Source organism: Allosediminivita pacifica (genome assembly GCF_003054175.1).
GTDB classification, from domain to species: domain Bacteria; phylum Pseudomonadota; class Alphaproteobacteria; order Rhodobacterales; family Rhodobacteraceae; genus Allosediminivita; species Allosediminivita pacifica.
This window is the reverse complement of record NZ_QBKN01000010.1, coordinates 14,850-29,713: the sequence shown is the minus strand read 5'-3', so window position 1 is coordinate 29,713 and position 14,864 is coordinate 14,850. Positions and strand designations below refer to the sequence as shown.

Below are 14,864 nucleotides of genomic sequence, written 5' to 3'. Positions count from 1 at the left end.
GTATAGGGAGGGTCCAAGTTGAATATGAGTTTAATTCACGACCCGGAGAGAGACGATGACGGAGTGGCACAAGACGAACTGGCGCAACCTGCCGCGGGTTCAGATGCCGGAGTATACGGATACTGCCGAGCTGAACGCCGTTGAGGCCCAGCTTGCCAAGTATCCGCCGCTCGTCTTTGCGGGCGAAGCCCGTCGTCTGAAGAGCCAGCTTGGTGCCGCCGCGCGTGGCGAAGCCTTCCTTTTGCAAGGCGGCGACTGTGCCGAGGCCTTCGACCAGTTCAGTGCCGACGCGATCCGCGACACTTTCAAGGTCATGCTCCAGATGGCGATGATCCTGACCTACGGCGCCAAGGTGCCTGTGGTGAAGGTCGGCCGGATGGCAGGTCAGTTCGCCAAGCCGCGTTCGGCACCGATGGAATCCGTCGATGGCGTCGAGCTGCCGAGCTACCGCGGTGACATCATCAACGAGCTGGCCTTCACGCCTGAATCGCGCATTCCCGATCCGCGGCGGATGCTGCAGGCCTACACGCAGGCTGCGGCCACGCTGAACCTGCTGCGCGCGTTCTCGACCGGTGGTTATGCCGACGTGCACCAGGTCCATGCCTGGACGCTGGGCTTCACCGAAGGCAACAAGGCGGCCAAGTACCGCGAGATGGCCAACCGGATCAGCGATACGCTGGACTTCATGAAGGCCGCAGGCGTTGACAGTGCGACCGCGCACACGCTGCGCACCGTGGACTTCTACACCAGCCATGAGTCGCTGCTGCTTGAATACGAAGAGGCGCTGACGCGGCTCGATTCCACCTCGGGCAAATGGCTCGCGGGTTCCGGTCACATGATCTGGATCGGCGACCGAACCCGCCAGCCGGACGGCGCGCACGTGGAATATGCGCGTGGCGTGATGAACCCGGTCGGCCTGAAGTGCGGCCCGAGCATGACGCCCGAGGATCTGCGTATCCTGCTGAAAAAGCTGAACCCCGAGAACGAGCACGGCAAGCTGACGCTGATTTCGCGCTTCGGGGCCGGCAACGTGGGCGAGCATCTCCCGCGCCTCATCCGCACCGTGAAGGAAGAGGGTGCCAACGTACTCTGGGTTTCGGATCCGATGCACGGCAACACGATCAAGTCGTCGAGCGGCTACAAGACGCGGCCCTTCGACAACGTGCTGCGCGAGGTTCAGGAGTTCTTTGCGATCCACAAGTCCGAAGGTACGATCCCCGGCGGCGTGCATTTCGAGATGACCGGTCAGGACGTGACCGAGTGCACCGGCGGCGTTCACGAGGTGACCGAGGACGCGCTTTCGGCGCGTTACCACACCGCCTGCGACCCGCGTCTGAACGCGTCGCAGTCGCTGGAGCTGGCGTTCCTCGTGGCCGAGGAGCTGACCAGCCTGCGTGGCAGCGAGGCCGAGATCGCGGCGCTTTGACAGCCGAACACGAGTGCTCGAAACGGAAACGGCGGCACTTGGGTGCCGCCGTTTTCCGTTGTGGCTGGCCCGATTGGCTCAGTCGTCGTTGGAGACCACGAGACGCAGGTGCGGCGCGCGGCGCGCGGTGGCCGAGAGCGGGCGCTCGATCGCGGCGGGCTGCGGACGGTGCGTGAAACCAGCCTGCTCTTCGGAGAGACCACGGGGCGCTGCGGCGGGTTCTTCCGTGACGGGAACGGGCGCCGGGGCGAGCGCCGGATCGAGGGCGGGCTCGATCTCGATCTGGGTGATCTTGAAACGGCGCGGTGTGCGGCCGATCTGGCCGGTGCTGACCAACGCGCCCAGCGCGCGGGTGATGTCGCCCATGTCGGAGCGCAGCGGCAGGATGATCATCTGGGCTTCCATGTCGGGCTTGCCGAAGCCACCTTCGGCACGCAGCGTGGCGCGGATGATCGCCGGATCGTTGAAGAGCCGCGCGATGGCCTGGCCAAGGCGATCCCGGTCTGAAGGGGCGATGAGCGTCGAGAGCGGCATGCCCGACACCTCCATGCCCATGAGGTCGGAGAGATGCGAACCTGCCACCCTGAGCTTGGCGAGGGACGGCGCGATGCGTTCGGCCAGGAAGGCGTTTTCGAGCGCATTTTCCATCCCGCGCGGGTCGATCTGGGAACGCAGCGGCACCTGGTCAGGGCCGCACAAGCCGCGCCAGTAGGCTTCGACCGTCCTGATGGGCGCGAGGCGCCGTGCCTTTTCCCTGTCCGTCATAGAAACAATATCGCGTCCGTTTCCACCAGATCCGAGCATCTTCGTTCCTTTCGCCGCGCGGTCCGGGCGGAACCCCCAACCGTACCAGACTGCTTAATCTCCGTTACCAAAACGTTGATAGCAGGTTCCGGGCACGATTTCGCCCCATTTCGGGCCAAAAGGTTAACGCGACGCGAGAGTCGAAACTCGGTTAATCCGCAGTTTACACGTTTTCGACGCGTCTTGCCATGCGCCTGCGCGGAGGCTAGGGCCAATTCAGCGAAGGAGCGCAGGAATGCGGCAATCGATGACGGGCTTCGCCAGTCTCCAGGGAGGCGGGCAGGGGCTGAGCTGGACTTGGGAACTGCGCGGGGTCAACGGCAAGGGCCTCGACCTCAGGCTGAGGTTGCCGGACTGGATCGACGGACTCGAACCGGCGGTCCGGAAGCGTACCGGCGACGCGCTGACCCGTGGCAACATCCAGATCTCTCTCAGGCTGAGCTCCGACGAGTCGAGTTCCGCACCCCGGCTGGACCCGGCACAGCTCGGGGCGGTGCTCGACGCGATCGGGCGGATCGAGGCAGAGGCCATGGGCCGCGGGATGACGCTGAAACCCTCGACTGCGGCGGACATCGTGGCCCTGCGCGGGGTCCTGACCACAGAGACACCCGCGACCGACCATGATGCGACACGGGCCGCTCTGCTGTCCGATTTCGACGCCGTGCTGACCGATTTTGTCGAGATGCGCGCGCGTGAAGGCGGGATGCTGCAGGATGTGCTGGTCCGGCAACTGAGCGAGATCGAAGACCTGGTCGGAGCGGCGGAACGCGCGGTGGATGCGCGGGAAGGGGAACGCCGCGAGCGGTTGCGTACGCAGCTTTCGCGGGTGATGGAAGAGTTCGGCGGCGCTGACGAGGCGCGGCTGGCGCAGGAGCTTGCGATGATCGCGGTCAAGGCCGACATCACCGAGGAAATTGACCGCCTGCGTGCCCATGTCGGTGCGGCGCGGGACCTGCTGGCTCAGGACGGCCCGGTCGGGCGCAAGCTCGACTTCCTTGCGCAGGAATTCAACCGCGAGGCCAACACGCTCTGCTCCAAGTCCGGGGACGCGGCGCTGACGCAGACCGGTCTCGCGCTCAAGAGCGCCATCGACCAGATGCGCGAACAGATCCAGAATGTGGAGTAACATATGGCGACCCGTCGCGGCCTGCTGATCATCCTGTCCTCGCCCTCCGGCGCCGGCAAATCCACCCTCGCCAAGCGCCTGCGTGCCTGGGACCCGAGCATCGTCTTCTCGGTCTCGGCCACGACGCGCGACCCGCGCCCGGGCGAGGTCGACGGACGCGACTACCGGTTCCTGAGCGAACATGATTTCAAGGCCACGGTCGCAGATGGCGGCATGCTCGAACACGCGCATGTCTTTGGTAATTTCTACGGCTCGCCCAAGGCGCCCGTGCGCGAGGCCATCGACGCGGGGCAGGACGTCCTGTTCGACATCGACTGGCAGGGGGCCCAGCAGATCCGGAACTCGGACCTCGGGGCGCATACCCTGTCGATCTTCCTTCTGCCGCCCTCGATCCCGGAACTGCACCGCCGCCTTGTCCAGCGGGGACAGGACGCGCCCGAGGTGATCGCCAAGCGGATGCAGAAAAGCTGGGACGAGATCAGCCACTGGGACGGATACGACTACGTGCTCGTGAACGAAGATCTTGACCAGACTGAGGAACGGTTGAAATCGATCGTAACGGCGGCGCGGTTGCGGCGCAGTCAGCAGCCGGGGCTGACGGATCACGTGCGGATGCTGCAATCGCAATTCGAGGGAGGATTTGAATGACACTCTACGCTCTGGACGGCATCGCGCCGCAAGTGGATGACACCGCATGGGTGGCGCCCGATGCGAACCTGATCGGGAAGGTGGTTCTGGAGGAGAACGCCAGCGTCTGGTTCGGCTGCACGCTGCGCGGCGACAACGAGGAAATTCGCGTCTGCGCCGGCACCAACGTTCAGGAGAACGTGGTCTGTCATACGGACATGGGCTTTCCGCTGACCATCAGTGCGGGCTGCACCATCGGCCACAAGGTCATGCTGCACGGCTGCACCATCGGCGAGAACACCCTGATCGGCATGGGGGCGACGATCCTGAACGGCGCGAAGATCGGCAAGAACTGCCTGATCGGGGCAGGGGCCCTGGTAACCGAGGGCAAGGAGATTCCCGACGGCAGCCTTGTCGTGGGGATGCCGGCCAAGGTGGTGCGCGAGCTCGATGACGAAGCGATCCGCAAGCTCGAGGCCTCGGCGCTTCACTACCAGCAGAATGCCCGGCGCTACGCCGAGGGGCTGACGCCGCTCTAGGGGTTGGAACGAAAGAAAGGTCCAGAAGACATGGCGATGAAACCCACCCTCCAGCGTCCCGGCGGCCTGCCGGCGAGCGCCTCGACCTCTGTCGTGACGCCGATCATGCCCTCGGTGGTCTATGCCAGCGATACGCCGGATTCGCTGGACGATCAGTACGAGGGGCGGTCTTCGGGCTATACCTACGCCCGTGAAGGGCACCCCAATGCCGACGTGCTAGGCCAGCGGATCGACCTTCTCGAGGGGTGCGAGGACGGCGTCGTCACGGGCTCGGGCATGGCGGCGGTCAGTGCGGTGCTGCTCGGCCTGACCAAGGCCGGTGATCACGTTGTGGGTGGCAACCAGCTTTACGGCCGGTCACTGCGCATGATGACCGAGGATCTGCCCCGGCTGGGGATCGCGACCTCGCTGGCCGACCCGACGGATGTGGCCTCGGTCCGGGCGGCGCTGCGGCCCGAGACGAAGATGGTGGTGATCGAGGTGGTCTCGAACCCGACGCTGCGGATCGCCGATATCGATGGAATCGCCGAGCTTTGCCGGGAGGCTGGCGTGCTGCTGGTGGTGGACAACACCTTCACGACGCCTGCGGCCATCAAGCCATTCGAGCACGGTGCGGACATCGTGATCCATTCGATCACCAAGCTGCTGGCGGGGCACTCGGACGTGACGCTCGGCTGGGTCGGTGCGAAGGATCCGGAACTGACGCAGCGGATGCGGGTCTTTGCGGTGACCACCGGCATGACGCCCAGCCCCTACGAGTGCTGGCTGGCCGAGCGCGGACTGATGACCTTCCAGCTGCGGTTCGACCGGGCGCAGGCCACCGCCGAACGGCTGGGCGCTCATCTTGCGGGCAGACAGGGCGTCACGCGGGTGCTCTATCCGACCCGACCCGATCATCCGGATGCGGCACGCGCGCAGGGACTGCTGAAGGGGCAGGGCGGTAACATGCTGAGCTTCGAGATCGAGGGCGGTCGCGCAGCGGCCAATGCCTTTGCCCATGCCGCGGACGGCATCGCCTTTGCCCCGACGCTGGGCGACGTCGGCACGACGTTGTCGCATCCCGCCTCGTCGTCGCACAGGGCGCTGACGCCCGAGGGGCGAAGTGCAATCGGCATCTCCGAGGGGTTCTTCCGCGTCTCAGTCGGGCTGGAGGAGCCGGAGGCGCTGATGGCCACCTTCGACGCCGGGCTGGAGGCCGCAGGGCAGATCTGATGGAAGGCCGCGCCGAGGACTTCGTCAATGCCAGCCCGTTGCCCGCGGTGCTGATCCGGCGCGACGAGCGTATCGCGGCGCTGAATGCCGAGGCGCGCAAGCTTCTGGGCGAGGCGGTGCAGGGGCGGCATTTCATCACCGCCCTGCGCCAGCCCATGGTTCTGGACGCGGTGGAGGCCTGCCTGCGCGAGGGCGCCTCTCGGCGCACGGAGTACCTGACCAACGACGGCCGGCAGGACACGACCTTTCACGTGACCGTCCGGCCCGTCGGGCTCGAAGGTGGCGCAGGTGCCATGCTCACCTTCGAGGACGTGACCCACGTCGAACAGGTCGGCCAGATGCGGCGCGATTTCGTCGCCAACGTGAGCCACGAGCTGCGCACGCCGCTGACCGCGTTGATCGGCTTCATCGAGACGCTGCGCGGCCCTGCGCGAAACGATCCCGCCGGGCAGGAGCGGTTTCTGGGTATCATGGAGACCGAGGCGCACAGGATGAACCGGCTGGTGGGCGATCTGCTTTCGCTCAGCCGGGTGGAGGCGGAAGAACGGGTGCGGCCCACCGAGCGTCTGGATCCGGCCGCGCTGATCCGCTCGACGATCCACGGGCTGATGCCCATCGCGCAGGAGGCCGGCGTCACGCTTCAAGCCGAACTGCCGGCAGAGAGTGTCGCGATCATGGGCGATGCCGACCAGCTTCGTCAGGTGGTGACGAACCTTCTGGAAAACGCGATCAAATATGCCGGGCGCGGGGCCAGCGCCACCGTGACGCTGACCGGGCCGACCTACGAGCCCAGGCTGCGCGGGCAGGGGGTGCGGATCGAAGTGTCCGATACCGGGCAGGGGATCGATCCGATCCACCTTCCCCGCCTGACTGAGCGCTTCTACCGCGTGGACAATCACCGGTCGCGCGAGATGGGCGGCACCGGTCTTGGCCTCGCCATTGTCAAGCACATCGTGAACCGCCACCGCGGGCGGCTGCGCGTCGACAGCGAGCGCGGAAAAGGTACGACCTTCACGATCATCCTGCCTGTCGATTGAGGCCTTTCCGGTCGGTCCGGCGTTCGTGAACTTCCTGTTACATTCCGCCCTCCGGAGACGATCCCCCGAGGGGCTGCGAATGCATGATCTGCCGCAACGTCATCTGTCAGCCCGGTCCAGAGCAGGGAGAGTGGTGAAAATAACCCATACGGCACGACAGCTTAGCCGCTCTCTCCCGATCGCGAGAGGAATTCGGGCCTTGCGGGATAAATTCCGTGAAAATTCCGGCGTCACCGGTCGAGTGTCATATAACCGTTACATGGCTGTCACAAAAGCATAGCCGGCCGGGTCTAGCCCTGCCGGCGGAGATCATCGTGGGGATGATCGATTCCGAAACTCAGGAGCATTCCATGAACGTCAAACTGACCGCCTCCGCCCTGGCGATCGCTGCCGTTTCCGCATCGGGCGCCTACGCTCAGGACCGCGACAACGTCCAGATCGCCGGTTCCTCGACCGTTCTGCCCTATGCCTCGATCGTCGCAGAGCTGTTCGGCGAGAACACCGACTTCCCGACCCCGGTCGTGGAATCGGGCGGTTCGTCCACCGGCCTGGCACGCTTCTGCGAAGGCGTCGGCGAAGGCACCATCGACATCGCCAACGCCTCGCGCCCCATTCGCGACAGCGAAGTCGAAACCTGCGCCAACAATGGCGTGGACGAGATCATCGAAGTCCGCATCGGCTATGACGGCATCGTTTTCGCCAGCCAGATCGACGGCCCTGAATTCACCGCGTTCGAGCCTTCCGACTGGTTCCAGGCCATCGCGGCCGAGCTGCCCGTCGACGGCGAGATCGTGGAAAACCCCAACACCACCTGGGCTGACGTGAACGGCGATCTTCCCGACGCCGAGATCCTGACCTTCATCCCGGGCACACGTCACGGCACCCGCGAAGTCTTCGAAGAGAACGTGCTGCTGCAGGGCTGTGAAGACTCCGGCGCCATGGAAGCCTTCGTCGAATCCGGCATGGACGAAGATGCCGCCGAAGAGGCCTGCATGACCGTCCGCACCGACGGCGTGTCTGTCGACATCGACGGCGACTACACCGAGACACTGGCGCGCATCCAGTCGAACCCGAACGGTGTCGGCGTCTTCGGCCTGGCGTTCTACGAGAACAACACCGACAGCCTGAAGGTCGCCACCATGGGCGGCGTCGCGCCCTCGACCGAGACCATCGCGTCGGGCGAATACCCGGTGTCGCGTCCGCTGTTCTTCTACATCAAGAAGGCCCACATCGGCGTGATCCCCGGCGTCAAGGAATACGCCCAGTTCTTCATGGCTGACGAGATCGCCGGTCCCGGCGGCCCGCTTGCCAACTACGGCCTCGTCCCCGATCCGGAACTGGCAGACACCCAGTCGCTGATCGAGAACGAAACCACCATGAGCGAGATGTAAGACCCCGGGTCCTACGCGCAATGCGGCGGGTGGCGTCAGGTTGGCGCCGCCCGCTTTCCCGAACACAGGTGCGGAAGTCATCATGTCACCATTCTGGATACTCATCGTCATCGGGGTCGTCGCGGTGCTGGGCTACGTCGGCGCCCGGCGGCGTGCGATGTCGTCGGCCTCGGGCAACATCCGCAACCTGCACTCCCTACCGAATTTCTACGGCATGAACGCCTTGCTCGCCGGGCTTGTGCCCGCGCTGCTGCTGCTCGCCGTCTGGAGCGCCGTTCAGCCCATCGTCATCAAGCAGTCCGTCCAGAGCATCATCCTCGACGCAAATCCAGACTTCGGATCTGGGCAGCTGAGCCTCGTGATGACGCAGGTGCAGCGGCTGGCCGAAGGCCTGTCCAACGCAATCGGAGCAGGTGACCTGACGCGCGAACAGGTATTTGACATGAGGGCCGACCTGACCGATGTACGCGGCCGCCTTGCCGATCTCGGCGTCGCGCTTTCCGGCGACGTGACGCAGACCGAGCTTCAGGCAGCACAGCGCTACATGGGGATTTCTGCCTGGGGCGATACGCTGCGGGCCTTCGCCGTCATCGCGGCATCGCTGCTCGGAACCGCCATCGCCTTCGTCAAGACGGACAAGGACTACCGCGCCCGCAACGCGGTCGAGTTCATGACCCGCATGATGCTCCTGACCGCAGCCTGCATCGCAATCCTGACGACGGTTGGAATCGTGTTGTCGCTGGTTTTCAACACCGTGGAGTTCCTGAGGCTCTATCCGGCCTGGGACTTCTTTTTCGGTACGCGCTGGAACGGTACCAGCCAGCTTGGCCTGCTGCCGCTGCTCTGGGGCACGCTCTATATCTCGATCATCGCGCTGATCGTGGCCGTGCCGATCGGGCTATTCGCGGCGATCTACTTGTCGGAATACGCTTCCAAGCCGGTGCGCGCCTTTGCAAAGCCCGCGCTGGAGGTTCTCGCAGGCATTCCGACCATCGTCTACGGCCTTTTCGCGCTGCTGACGGTCGGGCCCTTTCTGCTGGATGTCTTCGGTGATGGCGGGGCACTTGGTGTCGACTGGATGAGCGGTGCCACCGCGGTCATGACCGCCGGGCTCGTCATGGGGATCATGCTGGTGCCCTTCGTGTCGTCGCTGTCCGACGACATCATCAATGCGGTGCCGCAGGCCATGCGCGATGGATCCTACGGGCTTGGCGCAACGCAATCCGAGACGATCCGCCAAGTGATCCTGCCGGCCGCGTTGCCGGGAATCGTGGGCGCCATCCTGCTCGCCGCATCGCGTGCCATCGGCGAGACGATGATCGTGGTGCTCGGGGCAGGGGCCGCGGCCCGGCTGAGCATGAACCCCTTCGAGGCGATGACGACCGTAACGACCCGGATCGTCAGCCAGCTGACCGGCGATGCCGACTTCACGAGTCCCGAGGCGCTTGTCGCCTTTGCGCTGGGGATGACGCTCTTCGTCATCACCCTCGGGCTCAATGTCTTCGCCCTCTATATCGTGCGCAAATACCGGGAGCAGTACGAGTAATGACCGACGCCACCAACAATCCCGGAGCCTCGGGACCGACCGCCCGCAAGCATACCTCGCTCCTGACGATCGACGTGAACACCAGGAAGCGCAACCGCGCCGAAGCCCGCTTCCGGTCCTACGGGATCGCGGCCATCGCTATCGGGCTTTCCTTTCTGGTCATGCTCGTCTGGTCGATCCTGTCCTCGGGTCTGCCCGCCTTTACGCGGACCGTCGTCGAGATAGAGCTGACCGTCACGCAGGAAGAATATGCCGCGGCTGAGGACCAGCTCTTCAAGACGCGCGCCTACCAGGACCTGCTGGTCGGCTCGCTGGCCGCCGAGCTTGGCGAGGATGTCGACCCGGAATCTGTTGAGCGCATCATCGGCAGCCCCGGCGCCATGCTGCGCAACTATTACACCGCGAACGAGGACCAGCTTGGCGAAGCGGTGACCTTCAAGCTGCCGACCTCAAGCCGTACCGACGGCTACTTCAAAGGCCGGATTACCCGCGAGGGACAGGAAAGGTCCACGTTCCTCACGCCCGAGGATCTCGACCTTGCCGACGAGATGAAGGAAAACGGCATCATCACGAGCGAGTTCAACTGGCAGTTTCTGACCGGGACCGAGGCCTCGGACGACAACCCGGTGGCCGCCGGCATCGGCGCCTCGGTGGTGGGGTCCTTCTACATGATGGCCGTGGTGCTGATCCTGTCGCTGCCCATCGGCGTGGCAGCCTCGATCTACCTCGAGGAGTTCGCGCCGAAGAACCGCTTTACCGACATCATCGAGGTGAACATCTCGAACCTCGCGGCGGTGCCCTCGATCGTCTTCGGCATCCTCGGGCTGGCCTTCTTTATCCAGTTCGCCGGACTGCCGCGCTCGGCGCCGCTTGTTGGTGGGCTCGTGCTGACGCTGATGACGCTGCCGACCATCATCATCTCGACCCGCGCCGCGCTGCGCGCGGTGCCGCCCTCGATCCGCGCCGCGGCGCTGGGGGTCGGGGCCTCGAAGATGCAGTCGGTGTTCCACCACGTCCTGCCGCTGGCCATGCCGGGAATCCTGACGGGCACGATCATCGGCCTCGCGCAGGCGCTTGGCGAAACCGCGCCGCTGCTGCTGATCGGCATGGTCGGCTTCGTGGCGCTGAAATATCCCGACGGCGTGGCCGAGGGGCTGCTCGACAGCAACTCGGCGATGCCGGCGCAGATCTACACCTGGGCCTCCCGGGCCGACCAGATCTTCTACGAGAAGGCCTGGGGCGGGATCATCGTCCTGCTGGTTTTCCTGCTGACCATGAACATCGTGGCCATCGTCCTGCGCCGTCGCTTTGAGCGTCGCTGGTAAGAAGGGTATATGGATATGTACGACGCACCCCATACGGAGAGAGACGTGGAGCAGAAGGAAGTGAAGATCAGCGCCCGTGGCGTGCAGGTCTACTATGGTGAGACTCACGCGATCAAGGACGTGGACGTCGACATCGAGGACAACACCGTGACGGCCTTCATCGGCCCATCGGGTTGCGGCAAGTCGACCTTCCTTCGCTGTCTGAACCGGATGAACGACACCATCGACATCGCCCGCATCGAGGGCGAGATCCTGATCGATGGCGAGAACATCTACGACAAGCGCGTCGACCCGGTGCAGTTGCGCGCCAAGGTCGGCATGGTGTTCCAGAAGGCCAACCCCTTCCCCAAGTCGATCTACGACAATGTCGCCTATGGCCCCAAGATACACGGCATGGCCAAGAACAAGGCCGAGCTGGACGAGATCGTCGAAAAGGCGCTGCGGCGCGGTGCGCTCTGGGACGAGGTGAAGGACAGGCTCGACGCCTCCGGCACCGGTCTTTCGGGGGGGCAGCAGCAGCGTCTCTGCATCGCGCGGGCCGTGGCGACGGAGCCCGAGGTGCTGCTCATGGACGAGCCCTGCTCGGCACTCGACCCGATCGCCACGGCGCAGGTCGAGGAACTTATCGACGAACTCAAGGCGAACTACTCGGTGGTGATCGTGACGCACTCCATGCAGCAGGCAGCGCGAGTGAGCCAGAAGACGGCCTTCTTCCATCTCGGCAATCTAGTGGAATTCGACGAGACCGGGACGATCTTCACCAATCCCAGAGACAAGCGCACCGAAAGCTACATCACAGGGCGGATCGGCTGAACTCATGAGCAATTTTCACGAACATATCGCCTCGGCCTTCGACCGGGACCTGGAAGGCATCCAGGCACAGATCATGAAGATGGGCGGCCTTGTCGAGGCCGCCATCATGAAGGCCGCCAAGTCGCTGGAAAGCCGCGACGAGGAACTGGCAGAAGAGGTGCGCAAGGGCGACGCGGCCGTCGACGCATTGGAGGATCAACTGAACGAGGAAGCCGCGCGGGTGATCGCGCTGCGGGCCCCGACCGCGACCGACCTGCGGGTCGTGTTGTCGGTCATGCGCATGTCCTCGAACCTCGAACGGATCGGCGACCTGTCCAAGAACATGGCCAAGCGGACCGGCGTGCTGGTCCAGATGCAGGCCATCGGCGGCACCGCCACGTCGCTGCGCCGCATGGCGCGCGAGGTCGAGTTGATGCTCAAGGACGCGCTCGACGCCTATATCCAGCGCGACGAGGCGCTGGCGCTCGACGTGATCGAGCGCGACCGCGACGTCGACCAGATGTACAACACGCTGTTCCGCGAGTTCCTAACCTTCATGCTCGAGGATCCACGCAACATCACCGCCTGCATGCACCTCCATTTCATCGCCAAGAACATCGAACGCATGGGCGACCACGTCACTTCGATTGCCGAGCAGGTGGTCTTCCTGACCTCCGGCCGCAAACCCGAGGACACCCGCGTGAAGGCGGACCGGACGTCGACGGATGCGGGACTGAGCCCGAGTCTGAACGGGGATGAGGACTGACGCATGGCCGCAGATCAACCCACAGTGCTGGTGGTCGAGGACGAGGCCGCCCAGAGGGAGGTTCTGAGCTACAACCTGGAATCGGAAGGGTTCCGTGTCGCCCGCGCCGAGAACGGCGAGGAGGCGCTGATGCTTCTCGATGAAGAGCATCCCGACATCATCGTGCTTGACTGGATGCTGCCCAACGTATCGGGGATCGAGGTCTGTCGCCAGATCAAGACGCGTCCCGAGACCCGCAACGTGCCGATCATCATGCTCTCGGCGCGTTCCGAGGAGGTCGACCGGGTTCGCGGGCTCGAGACCGGGGCCGACGACTACGTGGTGAAGCCCTATTCGGTCGTCGAGCTCATGGCGCGGGTCAAGGCACAGCTGCGGCGGACGCGACCGGCAGCGGCGGGCCTGCGGCTCGAATACGAGGACATCGTGCTCGACTCGGAGACGCATCGCGTCACACGCAGCGGATCGCTTCTGAAGCTCGGCCCGACAGAGTTCCGTCTGCTGACCACCTTCATGGAGAAACCGGGTCGCGTCTGGTCGCGCGAGCAGCTTCTGGACCGTGTCTGGGGGCGTGACATCTATGTCGACACCCGAACCGTCGATGTCCACATCGGCCGACTGCGTAAGGCACTGTGTCAGAACGGTGGCGGCGACCCCCTCCGGACGGTGCGCGGCGCGGGATATGCCCTCGGATAGGTCTTATGGCCGACAAAAATAGTTAATTGTCTGGGCGCGGGGGGCCGCGCCTTGCATCCCGAGGCTGCGTCTCCATCCTGTCGAACGGAACAGGGAGACCGCGTCCATGAGGGTTATGATCGGTGCGATGCTTTTCGTGCTCGCGGCTGCAGGCGCGCGTGCCCACGAGGTGCGCGCGGCCATCGCGGACTTCATCACCGAGAACGATACCCTGAAGATCGAGATGAGCCTCGGGATCGAGCCGCTGATGGCGGGCGTCGATCTTGAAGGGCTCGAGGATACCGATGGAAGCGGGGTGGCGTCGGAGGTGGACGCGCTTCGCGCCCTCGAACCCGGGCAGCTTGTCGAGCGGCTGCGGGAGGATCTGCCGGGTATTCTCGAACCGGTCGAGGTGACCTCGGAGGGCGAGGACGTGCCGCTTGAGGTGACGGAGATCCGTGTGCCGCCGGTGGGCAATACCGCGCTGCCACGGGACACGGTTCTGATGATCGAGGGGGCGCTTCCCGCAAGCGCGCGGACGCTGGAGCTGACATGGCCCGCCCGCTACGGCACCCTCGTGCTGCGCCAGATGGACGTCGAAGAGGGCTACACCGGCTACCTGCAAGGACAGTCCTCGGGACCCATCGACCTTTCCGGCGGGAACGCCAAGGGGGCGCTCGGGACCTTCCTCGGCTATATCCCCGTAGGGTTCGATCACATCCTGCCCAAGGGGCTCGACCATATCCTCTTTGTTCTGGGGCTTTTCTTTCTGTCGACGCGGGCGGGGCCGCTGCTCTGGCAGATTTCGGCCTTCACGGCGGCGCACACGGTGACGCTCGCCCTTGGCGCGCTCGGGATCGTGAGCATTCCCGCTAGCATCGTGGAGCCGATCATTGCCGCCTCCATCGTCTATGTCGCGGTCGAGAATCTGCTCTCGCATCGGCTGCACCGCTGGCGGCCCGTCGTGGTCTTCGTTTTCGGGCTATTGCATGGGTTGGGCTTTGCCTCGGTCCTTCAGGAGTTCGGTCTGCCGCAGAACGCCTTCGTGGCAGGCCTTCTGGGCTTCAACGTCGGCGTCGAGATCGGCCAGCTGACGGTGATCGCGTTGGCCTTCATGCTGGTGCTTCTCGCGCAACGGGTGGACGCGGGCTATGCCGACGTGCGGACGGGACAGGTGGTCTATGCGATCACGGCCCTGGGGTTCGCAGGGCTCGGTGTTGTCCTCGACGGGCCGGCGTTCAGTCAGAGCATGGGTGTCAGCGCCCCGACCGCGTTGTGGCCGCTTGCCGGGCTCTGCTTGCTTTGCTTCGCCTCGGCCACCTTCGTAGATCGCCTGCATGCCTACCGCCGCTTCGTTGCGATGCCGGCCTCGGTCTTCATCGCACTGGTCGGGGCATGGTGGTTTATCGAGCGCGTGTTTCTCTGACGCGAAGGGCAGGGGCGTTGCGCGAGATTGCGCTTGACCTTGCCCGCCAGCGTCGCTAGACGCGCGCTCACTAATCCCGCAGGCGAAGGCGGGCCGTCGGGGGAGACATCCCCGAAGGTCCACCGGTTGTTCCGGCACCCGCCGGGCTGATCCTTCGCCAAGGCATAAACCGGAA

At 64.8% G+C, this 14,864-nt stretch carries 14 protein-coding genes; 13 read left to right on the top strand and 1 reads right to left on the bottom strand.

What is annotated here, in order from left to right:
- The first annotated feature begins 55 nt into the window (after positions 1-55).
- A complete protein-coding gene (locus tag C8N44_RS09445) occupies positions 56-1,426 on the top strand; it encodes a class II 3-deoxy-7-phosphoheptulonate synthase (protein ID WP_107975950.1) in 1,371 nt (456 codons plus the stop codon).
- Between the two features lie 78 nt (positions 1,427-1,504).
- Here the strand turns inward: C8N44_RS09445 and C8N44_RS09440 are convergent, their stop codons facing one another.
- Positions 1,505-2,191 (bottom strand): PAS domain-containing protein, encoded by a 687-nt coding sequence (locus C8N44_RS09440; protein ID WP_244641049.1) that lies wholly within the window; start codon positions 2,189-2,191, stop codon positions 1,505-1,507.
- A 274-nt stretch (positions 2,192-2,465) separates the two neighbouring features.
- On the opposite strand from C8N44_RS09440, the gene C8N44_RS09435 reads away from it, so the two are divergent.
- The 12 genes from C8N44_RS09435 (at position 2,466) to C8N44_RS09380 (ending at position 14,689) form a co-directional block, all read left to right on the top strand.
- Positions 2,466-3,356 carry a YicC/YloC family endoribonuclease gene (locus C8N44_RS09435; RefSeq protein ID WP_107975948.1) on the top strand — a complete coding sequence of 297 codons (891 nt, stop codon included), beginning with the start codon at positions 2,466-2,468 and terminating at the stop codon, positions 3,354-3,356.
- Between the two features lie 3 nt (positions 3,357-3,359).
- Entirely contained in the window at positions 3,360-4,004 is a 645-nt protein-coding gene (gmk, locus tag C8N44_RS09430) for a guanylate kinase (RefSeq protein ID WP_107975947.1), read from the top strand.
- The gene (locus C8N44_RS09425; protein ID WP_107975946.1) at positions 4,001-4,522 is read left to right on the top strand and encodes a gamma carbonic anhydrase family protein; all 522 of its coding nucleotides are present in this window, start codon (positions 4,001-4,003) and stop codon (positions 4,520-4,522) included. The genes gmk and C8N44_RS09425 overlap by 4 nt, the downstream gene beginning before the upstream one ends.
- Before the next feature lie 36 nt (positions 4,523-4,558).
- A complete protein-coding gene (locus tag C8N44_RS09420) occupies positions 4,559-5,734 on the top strand; it encodes a trans-sulfuration enzyme family protein (RefSeq protein ID WP_107976036.1) in 1,176 nt (391 codons plus the stop codon).
- Positions 5,734-6,771: a sensor histidine kinase gene (locus C8N44_RS09415; protein WP_107975945.1), complete on the top strand. Its 1,038-nt coding sequence runs from the start codon at positions 5,734-5,736 to the stop codon at positions 6,769-6,771. The genes C8N44_RS09420 and C8N44_RS09415 overlap by 1 nt, the downstream gene beginning before the upstream one ends.
- 350 nt (positions 6,772-7,121) lie before the next feature.
- Positions 7,122-8,162 carry a substrate-binding domain-containing protein gene (locus C8N44_RS09410; RefSeq protein WP_107976035.1) on the top strand — a complete coding sequence of 347 codons (1,041 nt, stop codon included), beginning with the start codon at positions 7,122-7,124 and terminating at the stop codon, positions 8,160-8,162.
- A gap of 82 nt (positions 8,163-8,244) precedes the next feature.
- A complete protein-coding gene (gene pstC / locus C8N44_RS09405; protein WP_107975944.1) occupies positions 8,245-9,708 on the top strand; it encodes a phosphate ABC transporter permease subunit PstC in 1,464 nt (487 codons plus the stop codon).
- Positions 9,708-11,033 carry a phosphate ABC transporter permease PstA gene (gene pstA / locus C8N44_RS09400; RefSeq protein WP_107975943.1) on the top strand — a complete coding sequence of 442 codons (1,326 nt, stop codon included), beginning with the start codon at positions 9,708-9,710 and terminating at the stop codon, positions 11,031-11,033. The genes pstC and pstA overlap by 1 nt, the downstream gene beginning before the upstream one ends.
- A gap of 15 nt (positions 11,034-11,048) precedes the next feature.
- The gene (gene pstB / locus C8N44_RS09395) at positions 11,049-11,846 is read left to right on the top strand and encodes a phosphate ABC transporter ATP-binding protein PstB (RefSeq protein WP_107975942.1); all 798 of its coding nucleotides are present in this window, start codon (positions 11,049-11,051) and stop codon (positions 11,844-11,846) included.
- A 4-nt stretch (positions 11,847-11,850) separates the two neighbouring features.
- On the top strand, positions 11,851-12,591 hold the full coding sequence (gene phoU, locus C8N44_RS09390) for a phosphate signaling complex protein PhoU (RefSeq protein WP_107975941.1): 741 nt from the start codon (positions 11,851-11,853) through the stop codon (positions 12,589-12,591).
- A gap of 3 nt (positions 12,592-12,594) precedes the next feature.
- The gene (phoB, locus tag C8N44_RS09385; protein WP_107975940.1) at positions 12,595-13,284 is read left to right on the top strand and encodes a phosphate regulon transcriptional regulator PhoB; all 690 of its coding nucleotides are present in this window, start codon (positions 12,595-12,597) and stop codon (positions 13,282-13,284) included.
- Positions 13,285-13,390: 106 nt separating this feature from the next.
- A complete protein-coding gene (locus C8N44_RS09380; protein ID WP_107975939.1) occupies positions 13,391-14,689 on the top strand; it encodes a HupE/UreJ family protein in 1,299 nt (432 codons plus the stop codon).
- The last annotated feature ends 175 nt before the right edge of the window (positions 14,690-14,864 follow it).